Below are 26,351 nucleotides of genomic sequence, written 5' to 3'. Positions count from 1 at the left end.
ATGCACGAGATCACCTGCCCCCACTGCGGCAAGGCGTTCACGGTCGACGAGGCCGGCTACGCGGACATCGTGAACCAGGTGCGGACCAAGGAGTTCGACGCGGAGCTCGAGAAGCGCCTCCACCTGGCGGACGCTGAGAAGAAGGCGGCGATCGAGCTCGCGAAGTCGCAGGCCGACGCAGAGGCTCAGAAGGCGGCCTCCGCCAAGGACTCTGAGATCCAGGACCTCAAGGCCAGGCTCGACGCCACCAGCGCGCAGCAGCAGCTCGCGGTCGCGGAGGCGCTCAAGGCCATCGAGAAGGAGCGCGATGCCCTCGCGCACCAGCTCGCGCAGGCGCAGGAGAGCTCCAAGTCCGCGGCGGAGCTCGCCGAGGCCAGGCTCAAGAGCGAGCTCCAACAGGCCGTCGCCGCCCAGGAGAAGCAGATCGCAGAGCTCCAGCACTCACTGGAGAAGTCGTCGCTGGAGAAGTCCCACGCCGAGTCCGCGCTCAAGGAGAAGTACGAGGGCGAGATCAAGTCCCGCGAGATCCAGATCAAGGATCGTGACGATGCGATCGAGCGGCTCAAGGACATGAAGGCTCGGCTGTCCACCAAGATGGTGGGCGAGACGCTCGAGCAGCACTGCGAGTACGAGTTCAACCGCCTGCGCGCCACCGCCTTCCAGAACGCGTACTTCGAGAAGGACAACGACGCATCGTCCGGCTCCAAGGGCGACTACATCTTTCGGGACCTCGACCCGGAGGGCACGGAGATCGTCTCGATCATGTTCGAGATGAAGAACGAGTCCGACACCACGGCCACCAAGCACCGCAACGAGGACTTCTTCAAGGAGCTCGACAAGGACCGCCGCGAGAAGGGCTGCGAGTACGCCGTGCTGGTCACGCTGCTCGAGCCGGACAGCGAGCTCTACAACTCGGGCATCGTGGACGTCTCGCACCGCTATCCCAAGATGTACGTGGTGCGCCCCCAGTTCTTCATCCCCATCATCACGCTGCTGCGCAACGCCGCCCAGAACTCCCTGCAGTACCGGCAGGAGCTCGCCCTGGTGCGCGCGCAGAACATCGACATCACCAACTTCGAGAGCGAGCTGGAGGACTTCAAGGATCGGTTCGGCCGCAACTGGCGTCTCGCATCCGACGGCTTCGACGAGGCGGTCAAGCGCATCGACGAGGCCATCAAGGACCTCGAGAAGACCAAGCAGGCGCTCTACAAGTCCGCGAACAACCTCCGCCTGGCGAACGACAAGGCGGAGGACCTCAGCATCAAGAAGCTCACGCGCGGCAATCCCACCATGGCCGCCAAGTTCGCGGAGCTCGAGGCAGGGGCGAGCGGCGACGAGTCCTAGCGCCGGGCCCTCCTGCGAGCGACGGTCTCGGCCCTCAGGTGCCGGAGGCGAACTCCGCGACATTGCACAGCGCGCGGCGAGCGCTGGACAGCGCGAACCTCACGGCGCGCCACCGGCCGATCCCCACCGTCCGCGCCGCGACAAGCGTCCCGACGGCCACCGCGACCACCGCGGACACCAGCACCAGCGCCGCCGCAGCCATCACCTGCGTCCACTCGAAGATCGCGGCGAACGTGACCACTGCGATCGCGACGATGGCAGCCGGCCACGACACTGTGGCCACGGTAGACGCGCGCGATGCCCGGCGAGACTTCGAGATGCGCTTGTCGATCTGCTCGTGGCTCAGATCCTTGCTACGGCGGGGCGTCACCGCAGCAGCCTATCGACAGGCACGCTCGTAGTTCAGGAATCCTTGGAACAGGAGAAACACCCTTCCCCCCTCGCCGGCGCGGCGCCAGCGAGCTAGTCGTTGCGCTCGCGCAGATCTCGCATGTCGCGCTTGAGCTGCTCGATCTCCCGGTCGCGCTTGCGCGAACGCCACAGCGCACGGGCGATCGCGACGATCCCGATGATGATCCCCACGGCGAACACGAGCATGGTGACGGTCCACCACACGTCGTAGCTCGCCGGGATCATGGGATTGAACTGCATAGAGCACAACCTAGCGCCCGCGACGGCCGGCCGCTCGTACAGTGGGTCCATGGACGCGCGTGCCGGGTACACCAGGCCCGATGTCGCGTTCCCCGAGTACCGCGACGAGTCCGGCGCCGTGATCCCGTACGGAGAGCTCTGGGGAGGGGGCAGCCCTCCGGACGACTCCTACAGTCGCCTCACCCACCCGGACCGCTTCGAGATCGCGTGGACGCATGCGCGCGCGATCGTCGATCACCTCGCCGCCACCTTCGACGTCGAGGTACAGGACGGCGTCGATCCGAGCGAGGGTCGCGTGCCCGGCCCCGAACCGCGCGTGCGAGCACACGCTCCAGGAGCGCCCGCAGCCGTGCGGCGACTCGTCCCCCGTGGACATGGCGCCCCGCTCACCGTGATCGAGACCGACCACCCCGGAGTCTTCATGTACGCCGGCGCCACCCTCGCGGCCCTGGCGCCGCACTGCGGCTGCGACGCCTGCGATCCCTCGGAGCAGGAGCTCGCCGGCGACCTCGAGGACCTCGCGTTCGCAGTCGCGTCGGGAACGGCGTCAGAAGGCGTCGAGCGACGCGGAGTGGTCTCCACCGTCTCCGGCCCCGAGGGCTCGTCTGAGGGGTGGTCGCGCGCCAGCCTCGCCGAGCGCCGTGCGGCACGCGCCGCGATGGCCCTCCACCCGCCTTTCGAGCCCTGGCCTCGCCGCGCGACTGCGCGCGACTGAGGGCCGTACGCGCTCCCGGGCTAGCGCGCGGAACGCGCCCCGCGCATCGGCCGCCGTGCCAAGGCCCGCGAGGCCTCCGGCGCCACGAGCCACACCAGCACCGCCGCCGCGAGCGTCAGCACCAGCGACGCCACCGGAAGCCACTGCGCACCCACCCACGCGAGCAGGGACGCGCCCACCACGGAGCCCACGGCGTTGCCAGCGTTGAACGTGGACGCGTAGGCGCCCACCCCGATGTCCGACTTCCACGGCGTGTGCCGCATCGCCCAGTTCACCATCGCCGCCACGAGGATCGACCACGCGAAGCCCTGCAGCACGATCATCGCGATCGCGCCCGCCTTGAACCCGCCCAGCAGCGCCAGCCCCAGCCACATGGCCGCCAGCAGACCCTGGCCCACCGCGACCGAGCGCACCGGCCATCGATCCAGGAAGCGACCCACGAGCCACATCGCGATCACTCCCACCGCCCCTCCCAGCGCGAGCAGCGCCGGCACCGAGCTCTCCGCGAAGCCGGACACGTCCACGAAGTACGGCGTGATGTAGGTCCAGGTAAGCGACATCGCCCCCGTGGTCAGCAGCGCGACCGTCAGCACCCGCAGGAAGCGCCGCAGCGACGGGAAGTCGCCGCGTGCCGCCGCGCTCGACTCGGACCCCGCGCTGGGCATGAGGATCGCGATCGCTACCGCGAGGACCACCCCCGCGACTCCCAGGGCGACGAACGGCACGCGCCAGTCGGCGCTCTGCGCGATCCACGTCGCCGCCGGCAGGCCGATCACTCCAGCACCCGACGCCCCCAGCATGAGGCGCGAGACTGAGCGCCCGCGCACCTCAGGCGCGAACATCCCCGCGGCCGCCGGCGTCACGATCGCCCAGAACAGGGCATGTCCCATGGCCGTGATGACGCGCCCGCCCATCAGCTGCGCGAAGGACCCGGCGGTCGCGACCACGACCACGCCCACCGTCCAGAACGCCATGGTCGCGCTGATGAGGGCGCGGCGCGGAAGTCGCGTGGTCAGCAGCGTCAGCGGCACGGTGGACACCATCACGACGATCGCGAACACCGTGGTCAGGTAGCCGATCGTCGACGGCGACACGTCGAGATCCGTCGCCATGCGGTTGATGAGGCCCAGCGGCGCGATCTCGTTGGTCACCACGATGAAGGCCGATGCGCCAAGGGCGACGAGGGCGGCGTTCGCGCGGCGCGGGGACACCGGAGTCGAGACGGGCGCCTCGGACGGAACCCATCCCACCTCTCCGGCCGCGGCAGCGGTCGACGTGGGGTAGACGGGGACGTCCTCGGGCGCGCGGACATCGTCTTCTGAGTGGGTCACAGGGGTGCCTTGCTCGAGAGGTTCCAACAGGTGGCACCAGTGTCCCACCTGGCCGAACGTGCGATGGCAGACCTCCGTCCCGGCGGGGCCGCTGTCCACGGGACGGCGTGCTGCTGGGCGGCGGCGATCCGGGCGTGATGGCGCAGGCGCGGCGCCTGGGCATCGCAGGTACATCACGGTTGTGCATCCCGGCGAGCGGAATACCCGCGACCCGGGTTAAGTTACGAGTGAGATGGCACTCACGTCCCGACACCCCTGGGAGGAACTGTGACGGTCGCTCACCCCTCTGTGGCGACGCTGGCACCGCCTTCGCGAGAGCGCACCCGCATCTCGCATGGCAAGGCTGCGGTCTCCGCTGCACGACAGAACCGCTTTGGCGCGTTCACCGATTCGATCGCGTTCGGAGGACGGAACCTCCAGCCGATCGCCCCCACCGCGCCACAGGCCGCACCGTCCGCGGAGGTGCGCGCCCGGCACGCGGCGCAGGCGCGCATCGGCCTCATCGCCACCTCCACGGTGATGCGGACGGCGCTGGCCGTCGCCCTCGTGGTGGGTATGTACCTGGTCATCTCGAGCGGCGCTATCGGCATCGCAGGGGAGACCTTCGCCTCCTGGTACGCCGCGACCGTCGCGCCGTACATGGCGGTCGACCTCACGCCCTCCGTGAGCGATGCCGGATCGCCGTTCGGCTTCGCAGCCGGCGTGCCGGAGATGCTCCAGCCCGTGGGCTGACGTCCGCCTTCGCGTGGACGCCGCGCGCTGGTAGCGTGCGGAAAGCAAACGAGCGAGCGGAGAGAGCGATGTTCCCAGGCCTGACACCCGAGATGTGCGAGACGGCCTGGTCGATCATCCAGCCCGCGATCCGCAAGGCGGCCGACGAAGGCGTGACCAACGGACACGTCGGCACGCTCATCGTGCTCGACCCCGTCAACCCGGACCCCCAGGCCCCCCTCTTCACCGCACACGTGGGGGAGCCCGACCCCCAGTTCCTCACGAACGTCGAGGGCAAGGTCGCCGTCACCCTCCGCACCGGCATGGACTCCTCGCGGGTGCGCCAGGACTTCCCGCACCTGTACCGCGAGGGCGACATCAAGTATCCCGGTGCCATCATTCGCGAGGGGCTCATCGTGTCCTTCTCCGGGGTCCAGGGCGAGTTCGACGAGATGATCTGCGAGTGGATGGTCGCCGCGCTGCGCGCCCTGGGCCGCAACCGCTTCTCGCGCCCCGGCGGCGCGGACGAGGCCCCAGGCGCCTACCTGTGAGCGACCAGCCGGAGGCGCCCGACACGCCCGCGATCCGGGCGCTCGAAGCATCGGGCATCGACCACGAGGTGACCGTGCACGGACCGGTGCGATCCCTCGAGGAGGCAGCGGCCGCGCGCGGGCTCGACCCGCGCCAGATCCTCAAGACCCTCGTCGTGCGACGCGGCGAGGACGACTACCTGTTCGTCCTGGTCCCCGGCGACCGCCAGATCTCCTGGCCCAAGCTCCGGGAGCACCTGGGAGTGTCGCGGCTGTCCATGCCGGACAAGGACGTCGCCAAGGACGTGACCGGATACGAGCGCGGCACCATCACGCCGTTCGGCTCCCTGCCCTCGCCGGCGGGGCAGCCATGGCCCGTGATCGCCGATGCGCTCATCGTCTCCCGCGAGGGTCCCGTCTCGATCGGTGCAGGCGCGCACGGCGCGGCAGCGACGGTGCATCCCGCCCAGCTGGTCGAGGAGCTCGACGCGACCGTCGCGGACGTGACCGAGCCCACCTGAGCCGGCCTGAGCTCGCGCGCTCACGTCCCCCGTGGCGATCGCATCGGCCGTCTAGCCCAACGTGGTGCCCGCGCGCAGCGCGCGGTCGGCCACGCGGTAGCCGTCCCGGGTCATCGCTCGCCACATCTCGAGGGCGACCTCGGGGTGGTCGGCGGTGATGGCGTCGATCGACGCGGCGCTCAGTCGCAGCACCGCGAGGTCGGTCACGGCCCGGATGCACGTCTCCTGCACGTCGTCGGTGCCGAGCGCGAGCTCGCCGAAGGACGTCCCCGGATCCATCGTGACGAGCCTGATGGGCTCCCCGTCCGGTCCCTCGACCGTCGCCTTCGCCCGGCCGGACACGATCAGATGGACGCCCGCGAAGGCGCCGCCGGCCTCGAGCACCACCTCGTCCGCGGCGAACTCGAGCGTCTCCATCTGGGCGTCGATCACCTCGCGCGCGCCCGCGGACAGGTCGCGCAGCAGCGGGTGCTCGTCGACCAGCACCTGCTCGGACGGCGGCTCGACGCCGTGACGGCGCAGCACCTCGTCCTCGGACCACCGCACGGCCGCGTCGAGGTCCTCGAACACGGGGCTCGCGGCGTCCGTGCCGGCATCGGGGTCGGGCAGCACGCCGTCCGGGTCCACGACCACCACCTCGCCGCCATCCTCGCGCAGCATGCTCCGCAGTCCCTGCAGCGTCACCCGAGCGACCTGAGCGACGTCGTCCACGCGTCGCAGGTCGAAGATCGCGAGCTCGGGCGCGTCCTCGACCACGGCTCGGACCACGTGCTCGGCGCCGGAGAAGAGCAGGTCGCCGTGCAGCTCGTAGACGATGGATCGCGTGCCGTGCTCGTCGAGCACCGCCTGATCCGCCTCGCGCAGCCGGCGGCGCGAGGACACTCGGGAGACCGGGTAGGTGGCCCGCACCGTGGTGCTCGACGCGCGCCCCACGTGCATGAGGTGCATCTCCATGTCCTCGGACATGCGCTCGCACACCGTGACCCCGCGCGTGCTGTTGCCATGAGCGTCCAGGCGCGGGGAGAACACGGCCAGGCCCACCTGCCCCGGCAGCACCGCGATGATGCCGCCGCTCACCCCGCTCTTGGCAGGCATCCCCACCGCGGAGATCCAGTCACCGGCGGAGTCGTACATGCCGCACGTCGCCATCACGCTCAGCACCCGCTCGACGTTGCGGGGCTCGAGCACGCGCGCTCCCGTCCGGGGCTGCACGCCACCGTTGGCCAGCGTGGCGGCCATCAGCGCCAGATCCCTGGTGTCGATGCTCACGGAGCACTGGCGCACGTACTGGTCGAGGGTGTCCTCGGGGTCGCCGGTGAGAACCTCGAACTCGCGCAGCATGTGCGCGATCGCACGATTGCGGTGCGCGGTGACCAGCTCCGACCGGTACACGGACTCGTCGATCTCGAGCTCGCGCCCCGCGAACTGGCCGTACCAGTCGAGCACGCGCTCGAAGCGCTCGGGTGCCGTCTCTCCCTCGACCAGCGACGCCGCGGTGATCGCGCCCGCGTTGATCATGGGGTTGCGCGGACGGCCCGTGTCGGAGGCGAGGCTGATCTCGTTGAACGCGTCACCGGAGGGCTCCACGTCGATGGACTCGTCCACCGCCGCGATGCCCCGGTCCTGCAGCGCGAGCGCATAGGTGAACGGCTTGGAGATCGACTGGATCGAGTAGCGCGCCTCGGGGTCGCCCACCGTGTACACGTGGCCGTCGACCGTGGCGAGCGCGAGGGCGAACTGGTCGGGATCCGCGTCCGCCAGCTCGGGGATGTAGGAGGCCACCTCGCCGCCCGCATCCCCGCACTGCTCGACGATGTGCTCCAGGTACCGCTGCACGGGGCTTCGCATGTGTGGACCCTAGCGCGCCGCGTGCGTCACAGCGCGACGCGCGAGGGCTCCGCACGGCCGGCGTCCAGCCTCGCGAGCCAGTCGTCGAGCCGGTCCTCGAAGAGGTCCGCGGCATCCGCGTCGTAGTCGCGCAGCGTGGGGTCCACGAACATGTGCCCCTTGTCGCGGTAGCGGTAGATCTCCGCCTCCGGGACCTCGCGCTCGAGCGCTCCCACCTCGTCCGCCGAGCACCAGTCGTCCGGGTCCGCGACGTGCACCTGCAGCGCGACGTTGCGCCGCCACGACGAGCCGTGCATCTCGGTGGTGGACGCGCCGCCCATGAGCAGGCAGCCGCGCACGCGCCGCAGGTGCTGCGCGAGGTGCTGCGCGGGCCCGGTGCCCATCGAGAAGCCGAGCACCACGTCCGCGCGTCGATGTTCGCGTGCGGCGCGCGCCGCGACCTCGAGGACGGCGTCGTGGCCGATGCGCTCGGCATGAGCGATGCCGTCGTCGAGGCTGGGGAAGGTGAGGCCGGCGTAGACGTCCGGCGTGTGGACCGTGTGACCCTCGGCCCGGAGGCGGTCCGCGAGCGAGCACAGGCCCTCGGTGAGGCCGTGCGCATGATGGAACAGCAGGATCTCCGCCATGTCTCCAGTGTGCGACGGCCGGGGCCTGCGTGCACGGTGGAAGGCTGCCGCCAGCGCATCCGTCGGTGCCCGGGTGTACGTTCGCGAGCATGGAGCCGGTCGAGGAGCTGGTGCGGACCCGGGTTCCGGACCGCACCATCGAGCTGCGGGTGCACGGTGTCTCCGGCACGCCTCCGCAGGTGCTCCTGGGCGCGTTCCCCGTTCGCGTGGAGGGCGACGCGGACGCTGGCTTCTACCGCTCGCATGACGCGGGCCACACCGGCGGCATCGCGGAGGCGTTCAGCTGGGGCGGCCTCACCTCGCGTCGGCGCCTCACGGCCCTGTGGCTGTTCCTCGCGCCGCTCGCGCTGGTGAACGTGGCCGGATGGATGAAGCCCACCCACTCGATCCAGACCCGCGAGGGCGCCGCGCAGGCGTGGCGCGATGCGGCGATCCGGCTGGTGACGGTCGTGGCGACCGTGCTGCTCTCGGCGATCGCGGTGCAGGCCGCCGCCTCCGTGCTGGGGGCGATGACGGCCGATGCGCCTCTCGCCTCGGGCCGCGGCGTCGCCGTGGTAGGTCTGGCAGCGTTGGCGCCGTTGGGTCTGCACCTGCTGGCGAAGCTGGGCGGCGCCCCCGACGATCGCGACGAGCACGACGACCCCTGGGGCCGCGCGAAGTCGCTGCGCTCGCTGGGGCTCGCGCACCTCGGCGTGGGCCTCGCCGCCGTCGCCGCGCTGGGCTGGGTGGTCACGGGGAACCTCGCGACCGCCGATGCGTGGGGCATCGCGCCGCTGGCCCTCGCCGTGGTGGCGGCGTCGCTGGGCATCCTTGCGGTGCTCGCGACCGAGGACACGGGGCCGGACCGCTCGCGCTGGACGGGCGCCGCGTCCGCAGCGCTGGGCGCGCTGTCCGTGGTGGTGGCCATGATCGCCGCCGGCCTGCGCGACAGCGCTCTCGCGGCCGCCGACGGGCTGACCGTCACGCACTTCGTCCTCGCCGCAGCGGCGGCCACGCTGCTCGCGGTCGCGCTGCTGGCGGAGACGCGCATGCCGGTGCGCGAGGCTGCCGGGTTCTCCCCAGCCTTCGCGACGCTCGGGTTCTTCATGTCGTACTCGGCCTTCGGGGCGCTGTCCTACGGCATGCTCGCGCTCGCCTCGGACCGCTCGCCCCAGGCGTTCGTGACGGACCCCGAGCCGGAGAGGATGTTCCACTTCATCGACTACTCGGCAGTGGTGCTCACGTGCGCGGTGCTGTGGACCGCCGGCCGGATCGTCGGCCAGGTGCGGCCGCTCGCACCCGGCGGCGAGCGGGGCGTCGACTCCGCGCGTCGCATCCGGGCCGCCGTCGCGCACGCCCCGGTCGAGCTGCGCCGCGCGGGCCTGGGCCTGCTCGCCGCGGCCCTGCTGCTGGTCGCCGCGGAGCTGCTGCGGATGGGGCTCCCAGACGTCGGGTGGGCGCAGCGCGTCGGCCAGCTCCTCACGGAGCCACGGCTGGTGCTGGGTGCCTTCGGCTGGCTGTTCGTGGCGTACCTGGTGGTGCGGATCTGTCGCGGCCGCCCGCTCGCGCTGGCGGGCGTCGCCGTCGCGGTCGCGGCGCTGGTGGGACTCGCCTGGCTGCTGGAGCGCGGCCGCATCGACGTGCTTGCGTGGGCCCGCCTCGACACGGAGCTGGGCGGCACGGCGGGGGTGGACCATCCGTGGGTGGCCGCCACCTCGTTCACGCTGGTCGCTGTGGTGGCGGCGCTGTTCCTGCCGGCGATCGCGGTGCTGTACTTCGTGTTCTCCGCGTCCGGCAACCGCGAGTCGCGCCGCGGCGTGGGCGTGCTGTGGGACCTCACCAACTTCTGGCCACGGCTCTACCACCCGTGGGCGCCGCCGCCCTACAGCGAGACCGCGATCCCGGCGCTCGAGACGCGGCTGCGCCACCTCCATGAGGACCACCCCAGCCACACCATCGTCCTCAGCTGCCACAGCCAGGGCGCGGTGCTCGGCTTCCCCGTGATGCGGCGCGTGCTCGCCAACGCCGAGGTCCCAGGCGCCTCGCTGCGGTTCCTCAGCTATGGCAACCTGCTCGCCGCGCACTACCAGCAGCTGTTCCCGCACCTGTTCGACGACGACCGCCTCGCCTCGCTCGACGCCGCCAACCCCGGACGGTGGATCCAGCTGTACCGCGAGACCGATCCGCTCGGCCACCCCATCGGCGCGATCGGCGGCTCGAGCCGGCTCGTGGGTCACGTGCCGCCGCGGGGCGTCGCGCACGTGCTCACGCACTCGTCCTACCACTACAGCCCGGAGTATCAGGCGGCGCTCAACGAGCTCAGCGGCGAGAGCCAGCGGGGCATGCGCGCGCCTGCACGGTCGCGCGGCACGGATGCCAAGGGCGCGCCGGGAAGCCGCCCGCGTCAGTGGTGGCGCCGGGCGACAGGCCGCTAGAGGATCACCTCGGAGACCGCCTCGGTGGTGGGCTCGTCGGACCCGCCCGGGGGCTCGCACGTGACGGCGACGGCCACGACGCCGTCCATGTCGCCGTGCATCACGGTCATGTACTCGCCGTCGTCCTCGGGCATGAACGTGGGGCCGGCCACCTTGCTGCCGTCCTCCATGATCAGCCACAGCTGATACTCGGTGCCCTTGTCCGGCATCGGAGCGGCGGCGCCCATGAGGACGAACGCGTCCATGCGGTCGGACTTCACGAGGTGCCCATTGCCGAGGTCCACGTCCATGCTGGTCGCGTCAGGGGCGGACGTCACCATCATCACGTCCTTCTCGAGCGCGACCTCGGTCGCGGCATCGTCCGCGGAGAACGCTCCAGCCATGCCCAGACCCACGGCGGCCACGGCCACCGTCGCGGCCGCTCCCGCCAGGGCAGGCATCCAGCGGCGCACGCCGCGGCGGTCACGGCGACCGGCGAGGTCGTCGTCCCTCGCGTGCGCGGCCGCGGCAGCGCTCGAGCCCTCCTCGTGGCCGGCGCCGCCGGGGGAGTCGAACGTGGCGGCGACGCGAATGGGATCGGTGCTGGGCGCCTCAGCGGCGTCCGGCGTGAGCTGAGACGTGCGCGCCACCTCGGCCATCACGCGGGAGCGCAGCGACAGCGGGGGAGCGGCGGCCTCGGCGTCGGCCAGCGCCGCGGTCGCGGCGCGGAACGCGGCCAGGTCCTCGCGGCAGTCCGTGCACTCGCGCAGGTGACGCTCCACCATGGCGCGCTCGTCGGGCTCGAGCGCGTCGACGGCGTACGCGGGCACCAGGGAGTGGATCGAGTCGGTCATCGCTCTGCTCCCATCGCGTCTCGCAGCTTGATCAGGCCATCGCGGATGCGGGCCTTCGCGGTGCCCAGCGGCACGTCCAGCGCCTGGGCGGCCTCACGGTGGGTGAAGCCCTTGAAGTAGCACAGCTCGAGCGCCTCGCGCTGGCGTTCCGTGAGGGCCTGCATGCCGGCGCGCACGCGACTGGCCTCCCACTCCTGATACAGCGTGTCGACCACCGAGTCCTGCTCCGCGGGGGCCGCCTCCTCGCGCACGCCATGGGTGTGCATGCGGGTGGTGTGGGCCTGCTCCGAGCGCACCCGGTCCACGGCCCGGCGGTGCGCGATCGTGAGGATCCACGAGCGCGCGCTGCCCAGGCCCGCGTCGAAGCGCGCGGCGCGGTGCCACACCTCGACCAGCGCCTCCTGGGCGATGTCCTCGGCCATGTCGCGATCGCGGACGATGCGCAGTGCGAGGCCGAACACGGACCCGGCGACGAGCCCGTAGAGCTGCTCGTATGCGCCGCCATCGCCGCGCGCGGTCCGCTCCAGCAGGTCGGTGAGGTCCGGGGCGGGCCCTGGCTCAGCGCCGGCGACCGCATCGCCCGAGCGCGCGTCGGGAACCGCGCGCAGGTGGCGTTCGGCGCTCATGCGGTCCTCCTCGTCGTCGCTCGGGCTCATGCAGTCAGTATCGGCCGGTCAGCTCTCGTCCTCCATGGCGTCCTCATCCTCCATCGAGTCGTCCTCCATGGAGTCCTCCTCTTCCATGGAGTCCTCCTCCATGGCGTCCTCGTCCTCCATGGAGTCCTCCTCCATCATGGCGTCCTCGGTGGGCTCCATGGTCTCCTCCATCATCTCGTCGGAGGTGTCGGAGGCGGGCTCGGTGTCGTCGCCGCAGCCGGCGAGCAGCGTTCCGGACAACAGGATGACGGCCGGGACGGCCAGGGTGCGCAGCTTCGGCATGATTCCTCCCAGATTCGTGGGACGAGCCCGGTCGAGCCCGTCACGAGTGGTTCGGGACCATGGCGGGCGCGGATGGGTCGGGCCCGGGCATGAGTGAGGGCGGCCGACCCGCTCAGTCGACCGCCCTTGTTCGGTGGTGAGGGAAGGAACGCCTAGCCGGCGTCCATCGTGGACTCCATGGTGGGCTCCATGGTCGAGTCCATGTCGTCGCCGTCATCAGCGGCGGAGTCGCCGCACCCGGCGAGGAGCACCCCGCCCAGGATGACGGCCGCAGAACCTGCTGCTGCCTTGCGAAGATCCATGTGGATTCCTCCTGAGGTAGTGAACAGAGACGGGCCACCGTGACCCGTCATGTCCATGAACGCACGGTTTGTCCGGTTCTGCCTGGCGAGACGGGCAAAATCTCCGTCAAGCCTCTTTACCCGAACGTGAAGGCATACGCCTCGATGCCCGGCGTGAACTCGAGGATCATGATGTCCTGCGTGGGCTCTCCCACGAACAGGTCGTAGAGGTCGCTGGTGCCGTCCACCTCGACCACGCGCTCGTACTCGGGGTCGTTGAGCAGCGTCACCCTGACCTCGCCCTCGCCCGCCATCACGAGGTGCACGTCCGCGGCGTAGAAGTACAGCTCGAGCCGCGCCTCCTCGCCGGCCAGCGCATGCTCCTCGTTGACGGTCCACTCGCCCTGGTAGGCGAACTGGTCGCGGGGAAGCTCCTGGTCGTAGAAGTACTGGATGGGCGTGTTGGTGCGGATGTCGTCGAGGTTGGCGGCGTAGGCGACGCGGCCGTAGCCCAGGTAGGTCTCCGGCGTGCGGCCCTGCGTGTGCCCGCCGGTGTCCGCCTCCACGGCGGCCTGCGGGGCGGCGTCGAGCAGCTGCTGGATGAGCATCTCCGTCTCCTCGTAGCGGCCCTCGCCGTAGTGCACCTGGCGCACCACGCCCTCCTGGTCGATGAGGTAGTGCGCGGGCCAGAACCGCTGGTCCCACTCGCGCCAGGTCTCGAAGTCGTTGTCGATCGCCACCGGGTACTCGATGTCGTACCGCTCGGTCGCGTCCTCGACATTGCCCACGACCTTCTCGAACGCGAACTCGGGGGAGTGGACGCCGATGATCGTCAGGCCGTCGTCGCGGTAGCGCTCGTCCCATGCGGTCAGGTAGGGGAACGTGCGCTGGCAGTTGATGCACGAGTAGGTCCAGAAGTCGATCAGGACCACCCCGCCGTCCGCGGTGAGCTCGTCGATGTCGAGGGCCTGGCCCTCAGGCGTGTTGAGCCACTCCTGGATCCCGGGCAGGTCACGCGCAGGGCCACAGTTCTGCAGCTGGTCCGGCGGCCCCTCCTCGCACTGGTCGAACGTGAGCGCGTCTCCCGAGGCGGGCTGGGCCTCCTCCCGCCCGGTGAGCACGTCGAGCTCGTCGCGCACGCTGTCGTTGTCCTCGATGGTCTCCTGGATGCTCGCCAGGGTCGACGGCACCCAGCGCTGGAGCGGCTCCGCAACGTTGGTCGCCACCACCACCGCGGTCGCGATGAGGATCACGCCGGACGCGATCCGGATGCCCTGGAGGCGTGTGCGCACCGCCTTGATGCGGCTTCCCATGGCCTGACCCGCGAGTCCGAACGCGAGCAGCGGCACCGCGATGCCCAGGCTGAACGACACCGTGAGCGCCACGAGACCCCAGCTGATGCCGTTGGTCGCCGCGAGCACCGTGATGGACGCGAGGATGGGTCCGGCGCACGGCACGAACACCAGTCCCAGCGCGAGGCCCATCACGTAGCCGTTGCCGTCCCTGTCCATCTTGAGCGGGCGGATGCGCTCGAACGGCCGCTGCAGGAGCTCGCCCAGCGGCGGGATCGCCAGCCCCAGTCCCACGATCGCGAGGATCACGATGCCCGCCCAGCGCAGCAGATCGTCCGGCAGGCCCAGCGAGCTCAGCAGCAGCCCGCCCAGGAGCGTGAAGAACGCGAAGCTGGTGACGAGTCCCGCCACCACCACGATGGGACGCCGCCGCGACGTGGCGCCGTCCTGGATCGAGCTGGTCAGGATCGCCGGCAGCACCGGCAGGACGCAGGGGCTGATGGCCGTGATGATGCCGGACACGAGGCCCACGATGGCGAGGGTGATCATGGTGAGTGTTCGGCGCGGAGGGCCCCAGGGTTGGGTCCGCTCTCCCAGGACGGCCGATGCGCGCCCCGCCCCGCGAGGGCGGCGCCACTAGCCTGGTGCCATGACAGTGGCGTTCGTGCTGGGAGGTGGCGGCGTCCGCGGCGCCGTCGAGGTGGGGATGCTGCGAGCCCTGTTCGAGACCGGGGTGACGCCAGACCTGGTGGTGGGCACGAGCATCGGCGCGATCAACGGCGCCGCGATCGCCAGCGATCCGTCCATCCGCGTGGTCGACACGCTCGAGCGCGCCTGGGCCTCGCCCACCGCATCGGTCATCTACGGCGAGTCCTGGCCGCGCCAGCTGCGCCGGCTCGCGAGGTCCAGGACCCACCTCAACGACCCCGCCCCGCTGCGCGAGCTGATCGACGAGATCCTGGGTGCCGGCGCCCGCTTCGAGGACCTCGCCGTGCCGCTGGCGGTGTGCGCGGCGAGCATCGAGCGCGCCGCCGAGCATTGGTTCGACTCGGGTCCGATCGTGGACGCGGTCATCGCCAGTGCCTCCGTGCCGGCGGCCCTGCCTCCCACGCGCATCGGCGACGAGCACTTCATCGACGGCGGCGTGGTCAACTCCATCCCGCTGGGCGAGGCGATCGACCGCGGCGCGACGGAGGTCTACGTGCTGCAGGTGGGTCGCATCGAGGAGCCTCTCGAGGTTCCCGCCAAGCCATCGGAGGTGGGACGCGTGGCCTTCGAGATCGCCCGCCGCCACCGCTTCGCGCGGGACCTGGCCGCCGTCCCCGACCACGTGGACGTCCACATCCTCCCGTACGGCGGCAAGCAGCCCGGCGACTCGAAGCTCAGCTCGTACCGCCGCATGGACCTGACGCACGCGCGCATCCAGGCGGCGTACGAGGCGTCGATGGCATACCTGGGCGGGGCCCGCACCGGCCGCACGGGGAGCGACGCATGAGCGGCGCCAGCCCCGAGGAGGTGCGCGAGCGCCGGCGCCGGCGCCGGATCTCCTGGGGCCTGCCGCCCGTGTGGGTGCGCCGCGTGGTGCTCGCGCCCCTGATCGTGCTGCTCGCGTTCTTCTGGACCCCCACCGCACTGTGGCTCGCCATCGTGATCGCCGGCGTGGTGTCCTGGGCGCTGCCGGGACGCGTGCGGATCCTCCGCGTGCTCTTCATGGCCGGCCTGTACCTGATGTGGGACGCGCTGGCGCTGATGTGGATGTTCGGGCTGTGGGTCGCGTCGGGATTCGGCTGGAGGATCCGCTCGCCTCGCTTCGAGCGCGAGCACTACCGCCTGGCCGGCGTCATGCTCGGCTCGCTGTTCCGGTGGGCGCGGCGCATCCTGCGGCTCGAGATCGACGTCGAGGACGCGGACCTGGACGCCATGGCTCCCGGCCGGCCCATCATCGTGGTGTCGCGTCACGCAGGGCCGGGGGATTCGTTCATCATCGTGGAGTCGCTCATCAACCGGTTCGACCGCGAGCCTGCGATCGTGCTCAAGGACACGCTCCAGTGGGACCCGGCTGTGGACGTGCTGCTCAACCGACTGCCCACCCGCTTCGTGTCCTCCCGCCGGCGTCGCAAGCCCGGTGCGCCGGGCGGCTCGGCGTCGGTGGGTGAGCTCGCCGCCGGGCTGGACGAGAACGACGCGCTGCTGATCTTCCCGGAGGGCGGCAATGCCACGCCCAAGCGCCGCGAGCGCCGCATCGACGAGCTGCGTCGCAGGGGTCACCACGAGCTCGCCGAGCGCGCCGAGGCCATGCCGCACGTGATGCCACCGCACGCCGGCGGGGTGCTGGCGGCGATGGAGGCGTGCCCCGACGCCGCCGTGGTGATGCTCGCGCACACCGGCCTCGAGCGGCTGTCCACGGTGCGGGACATCTGGCGCGAGCTCCCCGTGGACAAGAGGATCACCATCAAGGGCTGGCTCGCGGACGCCGACGAGATCCCCGAGGGGCGCGACGAGCGCGAGGCCTGGCTCTACGGCTGGTGGGAGCGGGTGGACGCGTGGATCGACGAGCATCAGCCGGAGCCGGCCGATGCGCAGGCGGTCCAGGTGGCCAGGCGACGCTAGCGCGGCACCGCCTCGCGCATCGGCGCCGCCGTGCGCGCTGCCGTGGGCGCCGTGGACAGCGGCGCCGGCGCGTAGCCTGTGGGTCATGAATGCGAACGCGGTGCGCGCCTGGGCGATGGTGGCGGTGCAGGGCGTGCTGTTCCTCACGGTCGCGGTGACCGCGTTCCTGCGCGACGTGGGGCCGGCCCTGTTCACCTCGCTGTGGCTGGCGCTCGCGCTGGTGCTCGTGGGATCCGCAGGCGTGATCGCCTCCGGCCGCAACCTGGGACGCTCGCTCACGCCGTCCCCCGTGCCCAACGAGGCGGGCCTGGCCGCCAGCGGCCTGTACCGGTATGCCCGCCACCCCATGTACACCGCGCTGGTGGTGATCTGCCTGGGGGTGGCCGTCGGCTCGGGCGCGCTGCTGTGCTACGTCTCCGTGGTGGTGCTCGCGGTGTTCTTCGGCTTCAAGGCGCGCATGGAGGAGCGGTACCTGCGGCGCGTGTACAACGGCTACGACGCCTACGCCGCCCGCACGGGCCGGTTCCTGCCCGGCATCGGCCGTCGCAAGGGCTGACAATCCCGCCTCGCAGAGTGACAATGTGGCTGTGGAGCGCATGCAGATCGCCATCGAGGTGGGCCCGGTGCCGACCGAGGCGGTGGCGCGTCTGGAGAGCGCCGGCCATCGCGTGCACCGCGCCGGGGATCAGTGGCGGGTGATCGTCACGACGCCCGTCATCGGCGCCAGCTCCGTGCGGGCGCAGGCGCACGTGGTCGCGCACGACGTGATCCACGACTTTGGCCTCGAGGCGCTGAGCTCCCCACCAGCGGTCGCCATCCGGGACCCCGACACCATCCTGGACCTCGCGGACACGGCGGTGATGCTCGACGGCGTGCGGCGCTCGTACGATCCCGATCCGTTGCTGCAGCCGCGGCCCCACTGGTGGCAGAGGCACATGGAGCTGGGGCTGGGGGAGCGCAAGCTCTGACGCGCGGTGCCCTGTCGCGGAGCGAATAGTCTGTCCGCATGGAGCGCAGACATGCCGTGGTGACCGGAGCATCGTCCGGGATCGGCGCCGCGACCGTTCGAACGCTCGTGCGTGAGCACGGCATGCGGGTGACCGCGGTGGCGAGGCGGGCGGACCGTCTCGCGGCGCTCGCGGAGGAGACGGGCTGCGACGTGGTCGTGGCGGACATCACGAGCGACGCGGACGTCGAGCGCCTGGCGAGCGAGATGGCGCAGCCGGTGCACGTGCTCGTGAACAACGCGGGCGGAGCGATCGGCTGGGAGCACGTGGCCGAGTCCTCGCTGGAGGCATGGTCGCGGCAGTACGAGGTGAACGTGGTGGGCACCGTCCGGGTGACGCAGGCGTTGATCCCCGCGCTAAGAGCCTCCGGCTCGGGGGACATCGTGGTCGTGACGTCGACGGCCGGGATCGAGCCCTACGAGAACGGTGCGGGCTACGTGGCCGCCAAGCACGCCGAGTCCGCCATGGTGCGCACGCTGCGCCTGGAGATGACGGGCCAGGGCGTCAGGGTGATCGAGATCGCGCCTGGGATGGTGCGCACCGACGAGTTCTCGTTGACGAGGTTCGCGGGCGATCAGGCCAGCGCGGATGCGGTCTACGCCGGCATCGAGCCGCTCGTGGCGGAGGACATCGCGGATGCGATCGGGTGGTCCGTCACAAGGCCCCACCATGTGAACGTGGACAGGCTGGTCATTCGCCCTCGGGAGCAGGGCAGCGCCACCAAGACGGTGCGCCGCGCGACCGCCCCGAACTGACCCAAATCGGGTGAATGTGCCCGATCACCTGCGGTGATCGACCTAGAATCACCTCCATGTCCAATGATCGTGCACGTCTGCTGCTGCACCCGGTGCGCATGCGTGTCGTCATCGCGCTGAGCGCGCGCGATCTCACCACTCGCCAGATCGGCACCCTGCTGACCGATGTGCCGCAGGCGTCGCTCTACCGCGCCATCGCGCAGCTGCACGAGGCGGAGCTCATCGAGGTCGCCAAGGAGGTCCGCCGCGGTGGCGCGATGGAGCGCACCTACCGGATGGTGCCCGGCGGCGCGAACGTGACGTCGAAGACCTTCACCGCGGGCAGCGAGGAGGAGTTCCTGGGCACCGTGCAGTCCTTCGCGGACGTGATCGTCAGCACCGCCGCCCGGCACCTCGCACTCGCGAACGAGACGTGGCGCGATGATCGCTACGCGCTGCGGCACGAGTCGCTGTGGATCACGGCGGACGAGCGCGAGCAGCTGGCGCAGGACTTCGCCGCCACCTATGCGAAGTACCACCACCGGGACCAGCCGCCGGACGCGCAGCTGTGGGCGCTCATGATCGCCGCGATCCCGGACCACACGGTCTCTGGCGAGGACGAGGAGGAGCTCGAGGGCGACGAGCCCGCGGACTCCGACGACGCGACGGACTAGGCCGCCAGCAGCAGGATCACCGCGACGGCGGGCAGCAGGCCCTGGACGAGCGCTCCGCGCCACAGGCGGCGCGAGGTCGCGACGAGCACCGCGGCGGCGCCCACCATGAACAGCGATGCGAACAGCGCCAGCGCCATCGCGCCGGATGCCAGCAGCATCGCTGCGCCCGTGATCGCGCCCAGTCCCAGGAACAGGTTGTAGAACCCCAGGTTCACGAACACGGGGGCCTGGATGCGCGCGGTCTCGGCGTCACGGGCGCCGAACAGCCGGTGCACGGCAGGGCGGCGGAACAGCAGGGACTCGGCCACGAAGAAGCCCACGTGGGCGAGCCCCGCCAGCATCACGAGGACGGCGGCTGCGGTGATCATGCGGTCCGCCGCGGTGAGGTCCGCTGCCTCAGGCCTTGGCGGACGCGTTGGCCTCCGCGACCAGTGCGGGCATCCGGAAGAGGTCGATCACCCACGCCACCACCACGCCCGCGATGGCCACGTAGCCCAGGATGCGCAGGAAGCCGGGATCCGTCGGGATCAGCAGCAGCACGCCCAGCAGCGCTGCGAGGAAGAAGATCGCCATGTCCTTGTACTTGCGCAGGTAGGCGCGGTGGAAGCCCAGGACCCCGAAGAAGATCGCGAGCAGGTAGGCGGTCAGGACGTACTTGGGGGCGCCGGTGGTGGCGCTGTCACGGTAGGCGGCGTTGCCAGTGTCGAAGGTCATGGGACGCACTCTAGCGACGGCCAGGGCGCGTCACCAGAGGCGCGCGCGAAACGTTATGACTCTGAGTCCCGCCAGGTGATGGGCGGGGACGGCCGATGCGCGTCTACAGTCCCGTCCGCCGGCGCCACTCGGCGCGGTGCCGGCGCAGCACGGCGGCGTCGATCGGCTTGGCGGGGCGACGCGCAGGCTCCAGGCCGCTCTCCCGCAGGGGTCGAGCAGGCCGGGCCGCGATGCGGGTGCGCACCTTGCGCGGCAGCTCCAGCAGCGTGAGGGTGCGGCGGTCCACGCCGGCGGCCACGCCAGCCGCGATGAGCGTGAGCGCGAGCGACAGCAGGGGCAGTGCGCCGGTGCCGGCCGTCGCGACCACGGCCGCTCCCAGCAGCGGCCCCAGGGCGGCGCCACCATTCATGGTCACGGTGTACGCGCCAGCGCCCATCTCGGTGCGCCACGGCGTGTGGCGCATCGCCCAGTTGAGCAGGGCGGACACGAGGACGGCCCAGCCGGCGGCCTGGATGGCCTGCGCGGCGATGGCGGACCAGCCCTGCCCGAGCGCGAGGAGACCCCAGGCGGCGGCGAGCATCGCCGTCCCCACGAGCACGGTGCGCACGGCGTATCGGGTGAGGAAGCGTCCCACCGCGAGCGTGGTGGCGACGGCGAGGGTGCCGCCGAGCGCGAACAGGGCCGGCAGCATCTGCGAGGGGAGGCCGGCGACGCCGGTGTAGAACGGCACGATGTACGTCCACGTCGCGGACATGCCCACGGTCGCGAGGAACGTCACCACCAGGACGCGGGCGAACGCCCGCCCGGAGGGAAGATCGCCCACCGTGGACCTGGCGGCCGCCGTGCCGCGGGCCGCCGGCATGGTCGCGGCGGAGGCGCCCACGAGCAGCACGCCCAGGCCACCCAGCGCCCAGTAGGGCACCTGCCAACCGAGCGAGGTGCCGGCGAAGGAGACCAGCGGGGTGCCGAGCACACCCGCGGCGGACGCGCCCAGCATGATCGCGGTGACCGTGCGTGCTCGCAGGTGCGGCGCGAACAGGCTGGCCGCGGTGGGCGCGACGATCGCCCAGAACAGCGCGTGAGCGCCCGCCGACACCACGCGGCCGGTGGTGAGCATCGCGAGGGTGTCCGCGTTGGCGGCCACCAGGACGCCCGCGCTCCACAGGGCGATCGCGCCCGTCACGGACGCGCGCCGGCTCCACCGGCGCGTCACGAGCGTGAGCGGGATCGCGGCGATCACCACGGTGAGCGCGAACGCGGTCGCGAGCAGGCCCACCGATGCGACGGGCACGCCCAGGCCGGTCGCGATGTCGCTGCTCATCGCGACCACCGACGCCTCGTTGGCGCCGAAGGCGAAGGCGGAGACCGCCAGCGTCAGCAGTGCGAGCTTGGCGCGCCGCGAGGAGATCATGAGCGACTCGATGGTCCGCGTCGCCGCGACGGGCTCCTCGAGCACCACGGCCTGCGCGCCCGTCACGAGCGGGATCGACAGCGTGGTGGGGTCCGACTCGCGATACGTGCGCTCGGGTGCGTCGTCATCCGCACCGGAGTGCGCCTGCTCGCTGGCGCGCTGCACTGGGCGCACGTCGATCTCGACGGTGCGAGCGCTGTCGCTCAAGGGTGATGCTCCTCTCCGCGGGGCTGCGGGTTCGTTGTCAGGGGACTGCACGACGACGTGCCCGGCGCGATCCCGCGGATCGGACGCCACTGGGGCCAACGGAGGGCTGGCGCGCTTTGTTCCTGGGGTGCGGCGCGGGCGTCAGGCGCGCTCGGCGGATGCCGGCTCGCCCAGGTCCGTCAGGCGCACCGGGTGCCGGTACCACCAGCGTCGCGTGATCGCGGGTACCAGGATCCCGGCGATCACGGCGATGGTGCCGATCGCCGCGACCACCACGTCGCGGGTGATCGCGATGCCCGCGATCATCCCCGCCGCTGCCATCCACGGACGCAGCAGCTCGAGCGTGCCGATCACCACCGAGTTGAGGTTGGACCGCACCTGCCACGGCGTGGTGCGCGCGAGCACGAAGCTCGCCAGCGCCACCACCGTGATGGGGCCGTAGACGGCGATGATCGCCCAGTTGGCCGTCACGTAGAGCTCCATGCGTTCGGGGCTCGACAGCGCATCGAACGCCCAGATGACGAACACCGGGCCCATGAGGGCGACGAGCGTCGCGGTGCCGCGGATCGCCCCCAGGAGCTCGGCGCGCCGGTGGTCGATCATGCCGTCGCGTCCCATGGCCGCGTGGATCCCGGCGGTGCCGCCGTGCTGGAGCACCACCACGAGCAGCGCCACCAGCACCGCCCACTCCGTCCACGCCAGCTCCCAGATGGGCCACGAGGCGATCGCGTCCACGAGGTCGTTCATCGCCGCCTCCCCACGATGGGTCGCACGATCCGGTCCGGCTGCGGCACCAGCCGCGAAGGATCCTCACAGGTGAGCTCGTAGGCCTCGCCCACGCCTGCCCGCGCCAACGGCAGGAGCGTGGACGCCGGCAACGCACGCCGCATGGACATCGCGCCGTCGTACCGGGACACCGGCTCGCGCATCCGCGTGCTGTGCAGCATCCAGGCGCCCGCACGGGTCCAGAACCCCGGCGCAGGGTCGAAGTGCGCGAAGCCGGCCACGCTCAGCTCCGCGTGCCGGGCGAAGAACGCCGGCAGCGCTGAGGCGCCGATGTGGTGCAGCACCCCCGAGGAGATCATGAGGGTGCGCGCCGGGTCCTCGATCGCGTTGCCCGGGTCCAGGGCGTCCCCGTGCACGAAGCGCACCGGGATGCTCTCCGCGCGCGCCAGCCGAGCGGCGGCATCCACCAGCAGGCCGTTGAAGTCCAGGCCCACGAACTCGACGTCCGGGCCCAGCGCGCGCGTGTGAGCGAGCACCCGGGTGTCGAAGCCCAGGCCGCAGCCCACGTCCACCACGCGGATGGTCCCCGTGGTCTCCTCGCGCAGCCGCTCGACGATGGGCGCCAGCGAGGACGCCATGGCCTGCGGCACGTGCACGAACTCGCTCAGGCGCCCGAGCTCGAGATGGACCGCCAGGAAGATGTCGTCGACGGCTTGGGTGTCGAGCGTGCCGTCGCCGCGTGCGGGGATGGCGTCCACCAGTCGCGCGGCGCGGTCCTGGCCGCGGTCGCTGAGCCGGGCGCGAGCATCGGCCTTGCGCACCGGGACGCGCTCGCCCGAGTCGGGCGCGCTGTCCCACAGCACGTCCAGCACCTCGAGCAGATCGGTCGACGTCTCCACCGTCGCGCCTCCTTGTTGCGTCGCTGGCTGAATAAACGCCACGGCCCCGGTGTTCCATGCCCAACACCAGGAGGTGAACCGCCCATGCCGATCCCAGACGCGCCCGTGGTCGTGGTGGGTGCTGGGCCCGTGGGCATGGCGACCGCGCTGGGGCTCGCGCATCACGGCGTCGAGAGCGTGCTGATCGAGAGGCGCACGGAGCCCACGGTGGGATCGAAGGCGTTCGGCGTGTGGGGTCGCACGCTCGAGATCCTCGACTCGTGGGGACTGAGCGCACCGTTGCTCGCTGCCGGGGACGCCCGCGATGCGATCGCGCCTGTCGCGATCGAGACCGGGCGGCCCATCTTCACCGTCGACTTCACCGCCCTGTCCGGCGAGAGCGCCATGCCGGGGCTGCTGCTGATCCCGCAGTCGTCCACCGAGGCGCTGCTGCGCGAGGCCGTGGCCGCCCAGCCCGCGATCACCCTGGTGCACGGCGAGGTCACCGGCGCCACGGAGGACCGCGACGGCGTCACCGTCCATGTGGCGGGCAGTGCCGGCGCCGCGGGGCGAGACGTGCGCGGAGCGTACGTGGTGGGGGCCGACGGCTCGCGATCGGCCGTGAGGGAGAGCCAGGGCTCGCGCCACCACGGCTCGATCATCGACGTCGACCTGCTGGTGTTCGACATCGAGCTCGACGAGGACGAGGATCTCGCCCCGGTGCGCATGGTGTCGCGGCGCCCCGGCCTGCTCGCGGGCCTGCGCTTCAGCTCCGGCCGGTGGCGCGTGCTCGCCTCCCGCGAGCCGTTGACGTCCGCGAGCACCACCTCGACCGACGGCCCGCCGCCGCGCAAGCCGGATCGCCCGATCGAGGAGCTCGAGGCGCTCTCGCACGAGCTGTTCGGGCCGCGCGACCTCCGGGTGGTGTGGCAGAGCCAGACCACGCTGTACCAGCAGCGGGTGCCGCACTTCCGGCTGGGGGAGAGGATCCTGCTCGCCGGCGACAGCGCGCACCTCATCTCGCCCGCCGGCGGTCAGGGCATGAACCAGGGTATCCAGGACGCCGAGTGCCTCGCGTGGTCACTCGCCGCCGCGGTGGCGGCGGAAGGGCGGGGCGACGCCCCCACGGTGGAGGCGATGCTCGACGGCTACGCGGGAGAGCGCGAGCACGCCGCGGATGTGGTGGCGCGGCGCGCCCGCATGAACTCGATGCTCGAGTTCGCGACGCCGCCGTGGATGCGACCGCTGGGCTTCCTCGCGATGCGGGTCGCCACCCGTTCGGGCTGGTTCACGAGGCTGCTCACCCGCCGCCTGTCGATGCGGGACCTGCGCTACGTGGCGCGCGATTCGCGGCGCCTGGCGGGACGCTCGCGCCTGGGGTGGGGACCCGTGGGCCGGCGCATGCCGAACGTGGTGCTCCCCGACGGCCGCCGGCTGTTCGCGCCCATCGCGGGACGCGCCGCCGTGGTGGCCGTGGCGTGCGACCCGCCTCCCGTCCCCGACGGCGTGGTCGCCGTGCGGGTGGAGCGCGCGCCGCGCGGCACGCGCCTGCGGGCCGGGTCGGTCGCGGTGGTGCGTCCCGACCGTCACATCGGCGCCGTGCTGCGCTCTCCCGGATCCGCCGCGACCGAGCAGGCGCTCGTGGACACCGTGGGCGTGGTGCCGGGTCCGCACGTGTGAGCGCCCGCGACTGCACCGCCGGTCAGGGCCCCGTCTCGAGGTCGAGGCGCATGAGGCGGTCGTCTCCCGGCGCCGGGCTGCCCCGGCCGTCGGTGTTGTTGGTCAGCACGTAGAGCTCGCCGCCGTGATCCGTCACCGCGGCGCGGATGCGACCCACGCCATCGAGCACCGTCTGGGGCTCGCCGAAGCCCGCGCCGGTCGAGTACGGCACCCAGAACAGCGCCTGGCCGCGCAGGGCGGCCACGAACACTCCCGCCTCCGTCGCAGCGATCCCGCTGGGGGACGCCGCCGAGGTGGGCTGCCACTGCGCCACCGGGTAGGTGAAGCCGTCGACGGTCTGCGCGAGCTCGGTGCCGTCCGGGGCGCCGATGAGCCCCTCGACCTCGGGCCAGCCGTAGTTGGCGCCGGGCACGATGACGTTCAGCTCGTCAGCGTCGGACTGTCCGAACTCCGAGGCGACCATGGTGCCGTCCGGCAGCCACGCGAGCCCCTGCACGTTGCGGTGTCCCATGGACCACACGAGGTCCTCGAAGGGATTGCCCTCGGGCACGGAGCCATCCGCCGGTGTCCCGTCCGCGACCACCCTGAGGATCTTGCCCGCGAGCGAGTCCCGCTCCTGCGCGAGGCGCGGCTGGGCGGCGTCGCCGGTGGCGATGTAGAGGTGGCCGTCGGGGCCGAAGGCGATGCGGCCGCCGTCGTGATTGGCGGCCTTGGGGATGCCGCTGATCACGTCCGTGGGGGCGGACAGCTCGTCGCCGTCCAGCTCCATGCGCACCACCGCGTTGCCGTCCGCGCGCGTGACGTAGGCGTAGACCACGCTCGCGTCGCCCGGGAGGGTCGTGATGCCCAGCAGCCCCGCCTCGCCGCTGGCGTCCACGACCGCGGCCAGCGCGTCCGCCCCCGGTCCCGTCAGCTCCGTCACGGCTGTGCGGTCGACGCGCTGGATCCGGCCGGCGTCGCGCTCGGTCACGAGAGCCGAGCCGTCCGGCAGGAAGTGCGCCTCCCACGGCGCGGCCAGGGCCGTCGCCACGTCCTCGACGCCGGTCACCGTCACCGAGCCGATGCGCGGGTCCACCGACGGCGCGTCCACGCCGGGCTCGTCGCCACCGGGTCCTGCGGTGATGCCGGGGAGGTCAGGCGGCGTCGCCGACGGCTCCTCAGCGGGGTCTGCATCCGCTGAGCAACCGGCGACCGCGAGCAGCATCACCACCACCGATGCGGCCGGCAGGCGGCGCGTGCCCCGCTCACTCATCGACACGCAGGATGCTCAACCAGTTCCCGGCTGGGTCCTTGAACCACGCGGTCTCCATGCCGTGCTCGCGGTCGCGTGCGATCCCGTCGTCGTCTGTCCACGGGAGCCGCTCGAGTGCCACACCCGCCTCCGTGAGCCGGGCCGCGACCTCCTCGACGTCCTCGACGGGGAACATCACGACGGTGTGCGACGCCGGCTCGTGGTCCTCCTTCTCGTAGACCAAGAACTCTGCGCCGTGCGGGAAGGTGAGCGTGAGCATGGCGCCCATCTCATGGTCCACCCTGGCGTCGATGCCGAGCACCTCGCCGTAGAAATGGGCGGCCGTCTCGACCGAGTCCGTCGAGAACGCACCGAAGGCCTTGCTGTCTCCGAGCATGGTGATCTCCTCTCTCGGTTCCAGTGTCGGCCCGGATGAGCCGCGGC

The 26,351-nt window shown here is 71.7% G+C and carries 30 protein-coding genes; 13 read left to right on the top strand and 17 right to left on the bottom strand.

The genetic code is table 11. From position 1 onward, the window contains the following. Positions 1–1,344, top strand: coding sequence for a DUF2130 domain-containing protein (locus tag Dac01nite_RS12010; protein WP_239066433.1), 1,344 nt, complete (start codon positions 1–3; stop codon positions 1,342–1,344). A 34-nt stretch (positions 1,345–1,378) separates the two neighbouring features. On the opposite strand, the gene Dac01nite_RS00355 is transcribed toward Dac01nite_RS12010, so the two are convergent. Both Dac01nite_RS00355 and Dac01nite_RS00350 read right to left on the bottom strand, forming a co-directional pair. Then, positions 1,379–1,714, bottom strand: coding sequence for a hypothetical protein (locus Dac01nite_RS00355; protein ID WP_203652801.1), 336 nt, complete (start codon positions 1,712–1,714; stop codon positions 1,379–1,381). A gap of 92 nt (positions 1,715–1,806) precedes the next feature. After that, positions 1,807–1,995 (bottom strand): hypothetical protein, encoded by a 189-nt coding sequence (locus Dac01nite_RS00350; protein ID WP_203652800.1) that lies wholly within the window; start codon positions 1,993–1,995, stop codon positions 1,807–1,809. 49 nt (positions 1,996–2,044) lie between these two features. On the opposite strand from Dac01nite_RS00350, the gene Dac01nite_RS00345 reads away from it, so the two are divergent. Then, positions 2,045–2,710: a DUF6226 family protein gene (locus Dac01nite_RS00345; RefSeq protein WP_203652799.1), complete on the top strand. Its 666-nt coding sequence runs from the start codon at positions 2,045–2,047 to the stop codon at positions 2,708–2,710. A gap of 20 nt (positions 2,711–2,730) precedes the next feature. Here Dac01nite_RS00345 and Dac01nite_RS00340 read toward each other — a convergent pair whose 3' ends face one another. Then, the gene (locus tag Dac01nite_RS00340; protein WP_203652798.1) at positions 2,731–4,041 is read right to left on the bottom strand and encodes an MFS transporter; all 1,311 of its coding nucleotides are present in this window, start codon (positions 4,039–4,041) and stop codon (positions 2,731–2,733) included. 267 nt (positions 4,042–4,308) lie between these two features. Here Dac01nite_RS00340 and Dac01nite_RS00335 point away from each other — a divergent pair, with 267 nt between their 5' ends. The 3 genes from Dac01nite_RS00335 (at position 4,309) to Dac01nite_RS00325 (ending at position 5,803) form a co-directional block, all read left to right on the top strand. Next, positions 4,309–4,773: a hypothetical protein gene (locus Dac01nite_RS00335; protein WP_203652797.1), complete on the top strand. Its 465-nt coding sequence runs from the start codon at positions 4,309–4,311 to the stop codon at positions 4,771–4,773. A 68-nt stretch (positions 4,774–4,841) separates the two neighbouring features. Beyond that, positions 4,842–5,303, top strand: coding sequence for a hypothetical protein (locus tag Dac01nite_RS00330; RefSeq protein WP_203652796.1), 462 nt, complete (start codon positions 4,842–4,844; stop codon positions 5,301–5,303). Continuing rightward, on the top strand, positions 5,300–5,803 hold the full coding sequence (locus tag Dac01nite_RS00325) for an aminoacyl-tRNA deacylase (protein WP_203652795.1): 504 nt from the start codon (positions 5,300–5,302) through the stop codon (positions 5,801–5,803). Before Dac01nite_RS00330 ends, Dac01nite_RS00325 begins: the two co-directional genes overlap by 4 nt. A 51-nt stretch (positions 5,804–5,854) precedes the next feature. Here the strand turns inward: Dac01nite_RS00325 and glsA are convergent, their stop codons facing one another. Further along, a complete protein-coding gene (gene glsA / locus Dac01nite_RS00320) occupies positions 5,855–7,651 on the bottom strand; it encodes a glutaminase A (RefSeq protein WP_203652794.1) in 1,797 nt (598 codons plus the stop codon). 26 nt (positions 7,652–7,677) lie between these two features. After that, positions 7,678–8,277 carry a dienelactone hydrolase family protein gene (locus Dac01nite_RS00315; protein WP_203652793.1) on the bottom strand — a complete coding sequence of 200 codons (600 nt, stop codon included), beginning with the start codon at positions 8,275–8,277 and terminating at the stop codon, positions 7,678–7,680. An 89-nt stretch (positions 8,278–8,366) separates the two neighbouring features. Here Dac01nite_RS00315 and Dac01nite_RS00310 point away from each other — a divergent pair, with 89 nt between their 5' ends. Continuing rightward, the gene (locus tag Dac01nite_RS00310) at positions 8,367–10,691 is read left to right on the top strand and encodes a hypothetical protein (protein WP_203652792.1); all 2,325 of its coding nucleotides are present in this window, start codon (positions 8,367–8,369) and stop codon (positions 10,689–10,691) included. Here Dac01nite_RS00310 and Dac01nite_RS00305 read toward each other — a convergent pair. The 5 genes from Dac01nite_RS00305 to Dac01nite_RS00285 form a co-directional block, all read right to left on the bottom strand. Then, positions 10,688–11,524, bottom strand: a complete 837-nt coding sequence (locus Dac01nite_RS00305) for an anti-sigma factor (RefSeq protein WP_203652791.1) — start codon at positions 11,522–11,524, stop codon at positions 10,688–10,690. The genes Dac01nite_RS00310 and Dac01nite_RS00305 overlap by 4 nt on opposite strands. Then, complete coding sequence (locus Dac01nite_RS00300) at positions 11,521–12,180, bottom strand: sigma-70 family RNA polymerase sigma factor (protein WP_239066432.1); 660 nt, start codon at positions 12,178–12,180, stop codon at positions 11,521–11,523. Before Dac01nite_RS00300 ends, Dac01nite_RS00305 begins: the two co-directional genes overlap by 4 nt. Before the next feature lie 18 nt (positions 12,181–12,198). Next, positions 12,199–12,462 carry a hypothetical protein gene (locus tag Dac01nite_RS00295; RefSeq protein WP_203652790.1) on the bottom strand — a complete coding sequence of 88 codons (264 nt, stop codon included), beginning with the start codon at positions 12,460–12,462 and terminating at the stop codon, positions 12,199–12,201. Positions 12,463–12,614: 152 nt separating this feature from the next. Next, on the bottom strand, positions 12,615–12,764 hold the full coding sequence (locus Dac01nite_RS00290) for a hypothetical protein (RefSeq protein ID WP_203652789.1): 150 nt from the start codon (positions 12,762–12,764) through the stop codon (positions 12,615–12,617). Between the two features lie 116 nt (positions 12,765–12,880). After that, complete coding sequence (locus Dac01nite_RS00285) at positions 12,881–14,584, bottom strand: cytochrome c biogenesis protein DipZ (protein ID WP_203652788.1); 1,704 nt, start codon at positions 14,582–14,584, stop codon at positions 12,881–12,883. Positions 14,585–14,684: 100 nt separating this feature from the next. Here Dac01nite_RS00285 and Dac01nite_RS00280 point away from each other — a divergent pair, with 100 nt between their 5' ends. The 6 genes from Dac01nite_RS00280 (at position 14,685) to Dac01nite_RS00255 (ending at position 19,060) form a co-directional block, all read left to right on the top strand. Next, on the top strand, positions 14,685–15,530 hold the full coding sequence (locus tag Dac01nite_RS00280; RefSeq protein ID WP_203652787.1) for a patatin-like phospholipase family protein: 846 nt from the start codon (positions 14,685–14,687) through the stop codon (positions 15,528–15,530). Then, a complete protein-coding gene (locus Dac01nite_RS00275; protein WP_239066431.1) occupies positions 15,527–16,645 on the top strand; it encodes a 1-acyl-sn-glycerol-3-phosphate acyltransferase in 1,119 nt (372 codons plus the stop codon). The genes Dac01nite_RS00280 and Dac01nite_RS00275 overlap by 4 nt, the downstream gene beginning before the upstream one ends. An 85-nt stretch (positions 16,646–16,730) precedes the next feature. Continuing rightward, a complete protein-coding gene (locus tag Dac01nite_RS00270; RefSeq protein ID WP_203652786.1) occupies positions 16,731–17,201 on the top strand; it encodes a methyltransferase family protein in 471 nt (156 codons plus the stop codon). A 31-nt stretch (positions 17,202–17,232) separates the two neighbouring features. Next, on the top strand, positions 17,233–17,613 hold the full coding sequence (locus Dac01nite_RS00265) for a hypothetical protein (protein WP_203652785.1): 381 nt from the start codon (positions 17,233–17,235) through the stop codon (positions 17,611–17,613). 38 nt (positions 17,614–17,651) lie between these two features. Continuing rightward, positions 17,652–18,407 carry an SDR family oxidoreductase gene (locus Dac01nite_RS00260; protein ID WP_203652784.1) on the top strand — a complete coding sequence of 252 codons (756 nt, stop codon included), beginning with the start codon at positions 17,652–17,654 and terminating at the stop codon, positions 18,405–18,407. Positions 18,408–18,463: 56 nt separating this feature from the next. Then, on the top strand, positions 18,464–19,060 hold the full coding sequence (locus tag Dac01nite_RS00255) for a helix-turn-helix domain-containing protein (protein ID WP_203652783.1): 597 nt from the start codon (positions 18,464–18,466) through the stop codon (positions 19,058–19,060). Here the strand turns inward: Dac01nite_RS00255 and Dac01nite_RS00250 are convergent. The 5 genes from Dac01nite_RS00250 to Dac01nite_RS00230 all read right to left on the bottom strand — a co-directional run bounded on the left by Dac01nite_RS00250 (position 19,057) and on the right by Dac01nite_RS00230 (position 23,017). Next, entirely contained in the window at positions 19,057–19,428 is a 372-nt protein-coding gene (locus Dac01nite_RS00250; RefSeq protein WP_203652782.1) for a DUF1304 domain-containing protein, read from the bottom strand. The two genes, Dac01nite_RS00255 and Dac01nite_RS00250, sit on opposite strands and share 4 nt — an antisense overlap. 28 nt (positions 19,429–19,456) lie before the next feature. Continuing rightward, positions 19,457–19,774, bottom strand: a complete 318-nt coding sequence (locus Dac01nite_RS00245) for a TM2 domain-containing protein (protein ID WP_203652781.1) — start codon at positions 19,772–19,774, stop codon at positions 19,457–19,459. A gap of 103 nt (positions 19,775–19,877) precedes the next feature. Continuing rightward, positions 19,878–21,392 (bottom strand): MFS transporter, encoded by a 1,515-nt coding sequence (locus tag Dac01nite_RS00240; protein WP_203652780.1) that lies wholly within the window; start codon positions 21,390–21,392, stop codon positions 19,878–19,880. A 141-nt stretch (positions 21,393–21,533) separates the two neighbouring features. Next, positions 21,534–22,139, bottom strand: a complete 606-nt coding sequence (locus tag Dac01nite_RS00235) for a hypothetical protein (RefSeq protein WP_203652779.1) — start codon at positions 22,137–22,139, stop codon at positions 21,534–21,536. Next, a complete protein-coding gene (locus Dac01nite_RS00230; RefSeq protein WP_203652778.1) occupies positions 22,136–23,017 on the bottom strand; it encodes a methyltransferase domain-containing protein in 882 nt (293 codons plus the stop codon). Before Dac01nite_RS00230 ends, Dac01nite_RS00235 begins: the two co-directional genes overlap by 4 nt. Positions 23,018–23,101: 84 nt before the next feature. On the opposite strand from Dac01nite_RS00230, the gene Dac01nite_RS00225 reads away from it, so the two are divergent. After that, positions 23,102–24,676 carry an FAD-dependent oxidoreductase gene (locus tag Dac01nite_RS00225; protein ID WP_203652777.1) on the top strand — a complete coding sequence of 525 codons (1,575 nt, stop codon included), beginning with the start codon at positions 23,102–23,104 and terminating at the stop codon, positions 24,674–24,676. A 22-nt stretch (positions 24,677–24,698) separates the two neighbouring features. Here Dac01nite_RS00225 and Dac01nite_RS00220 read toward each other — a convergent pair whose 3' ends face one another. Then, entirely contained in the window at positions 24,699–25,928 is a 1,230-nt protein-coding gene (locus Dac01nite_RS00220) for a PQQ-dependent sugar dehydrogenase (RefSeq protein WP_203652776.1), read from the bottom strand. Beyond that, positions 25,921–26,304: a VOC family protein gene (locus tag Dac01nite_RS00215; protein ID WP_203652775.1), complete on the bottom strand. Its 384-nt coding sequence runs from the start codon at positions 26,302–26,304 to the stop codon at positions 25,921–25,923. Before Dac01nite_RS00215 ends, Dac01nite_RS00220 begins: the two co-directional genes overlap by 8 nt. Positions 26,305–26,351 lie beyond the last annotated feature (47 nt).

Source organism: Demequina activiva (genome assembly GCF_016862815.1).
GTDB classification, from domain to species: Bacteria; Actinomycetota; Actinomycetes; order Actinomycetales; family Demequinaceae; genus Demequina; species Demequina activiva.
Note: the sequence above shows the minus strand (reverse complement) of the source record. Positions and strands in the feature narration are given on the sequence as shown.

Excerpts from the sequence above, each read along its gene's own strand:
- Dac01nite_RS12010 (WP_239066433.1), top strand. The coding sequence starts at position 1 with ATGCACGAGATCACCTGCCCCCACTGCGGCAAGGCGTTCACGGTCGAC.
- Dac01nite_RS00350 (WP_203652800.1), bottom strand. The coding sequence starts at position 1,995 with ATGCAGTTCAATCCCATGATCCCGGCGAGCTACGACGTGTGGTGGACC.
- Dac01nite_RS00345 (WP_203652799.1), top strand. The coding sequence starts at position 2,045 with ATGGACGCGCGTGCCGGGTACACCAGGCCCGATGTCGCGTTCCCCGAG.
- Dac01nite_RS00330 (WP_203652796.1), top strand. The coding sequence starts at position 4,842 with ATGTTCCCAGGCCTGACACCCGAGATGTGCGAGACGGCCTGGTCGATC.
- glsA (WP_203652794.1), bottom strand. The coding sequence starts at position 7,651 with ATGCGAAGCCCCGTGCAGCGGTACCTGGAGCACATCGTCGAGCAGTGC.
- Dac01nite_RS00315 (WP_203652793.1), bottom strand. The coding sequence starts at position 8,277 with ATGGCGGAGATCCTGCTGTTCCATCATGCGCACGGCCTCACCGAGGGC.
- Dac01nite_RS00310 (WP_203652792.1), top strand. The coding sequence starts at position 8,367 with ATGGAGCCGGTCGAGGAGCTGGTGCGGACCCGGGTTCCGGACCGCACC.
- Dac01nite_RS00305 (WP_203652791.1), bottom strand. The coding sequence starts at position 11,524 with ATGACCGACTCGATCCACTCCCTGGTGCCCGCGTACGCCGTCGACGCG.
- Dac01nite_RS00300 (WP_239066432.1), bottom strand. The coding sequence starts at position 12,180 with ATGAGCCCGAGCGACGACGAGGAGGACCGCATGAGCGCCGAACGCCAC.
- Dac01nite_RS00295 (WP_203652790.1), bottom strand. The coding sequence starts at position 12,462 with ATGCCGAAGCTGCGCACCCTGGCCGTCCCGGCCGTCATCCTGTTGTCC.
- Dac01nite_RS00290 (WP_203652789.1), bottom strand. The coding sequence starts at position 12,764 with ATGGATCTTCGCAAGGCAGCAGCAGGTTCTGCGGCCGTCATCCTGGGC.
- Dac01nite_RS00285 (WP_203652788.1), bottom strand. The coding sequence starts at position 14,584 with ATGATCACCCTCGCCATCGTGGGCCTCGTGTCCGGCATCATCACGGCC.
- Dac01nite_RS00280 (WP_203652787.1), top strand. The coding sequence starts at position 14,685 with ATGACAGTGGCGTTCGTGCTGGGAGGTGGCGGCGTCCGCGGCGCCGTC.
- Dac01nite_RS00275 (WP_239066431.1), top strand. The coding sequence starts at position 15,527 with ATGAGCGGCGCCAGCCCCGAGGAGGTGCGCGAGCGCCGGCGCCGGCGC.
- Dac01nite_RS00270 (WP_203652786.1), top strand. The coding sequence starts at position 16,731 with ATGAATGCGAACGCGGTGCGCGCCTGGGCGATGGTGGCGGTGCAGGGC.
- Dac01nite_RS00260 (WP_203652784.1), top strand. The coding sequence starts at position 17,652 with ATGGAGCGCAGACATGCCGTGGTGACCGGAGCATCGTCCGGGATCGGC.
- Dac01nite_RS00255 (WP_203652783.1), top strand. The coding sequence starts at position 18,464 with ATGTCCAATGATCGTGCACGTCTGCTGCTGCACCCGGTGCGCATGCGT.
- Dac01nite_RS00250 (WP_203652782.1), bottom strand. The coding sequence starts at position 19,428 with ATGATCACCGCAGCCGCCGTCCTCGTGATGCTGGCGGGGCTCGCCCAC.
- Dac01nite_RS00245 (WP_203652781.1), bottom strand. The coding sequence starts at position 19,774 with ATGACCTTCGACACTGGCAACGCCGCCTACCGTGACAGCGCCACCACC.
- Dac01nite_RS00235 (WP_203652779.1), bottom strand. The coding sequence starts at position 22,139 with ATGAACGACCTCGTGGACGCGATCGCCTCGTGGCCCATCTGGGAGCTG.
- Dac01nite_RS00225 (WP_203652777.1), top strand. The coding sequence starts at position 23,102 with ATGCCGATCCCAGACGCGCCCGTGGTCGTGGTGGGTGCTGGGCCCGTG.
- Dac01nite_RS00220 (WP_203652776.1), bottom strand. The coding sequence starts at position 25,928 with ATGAGTGAGCGGGGCACGCGCCGCCTGCCGGCCGCATCGGTGGTGGTG.
- Dac01nite_RS00215 (WP_203652775.1), bottom strand. The coding sequence starts at position 26,304 with ATGCTCGGAGACAGCAAGGCCTTCGGTGCGTTCTCGACGGACTCGGTC.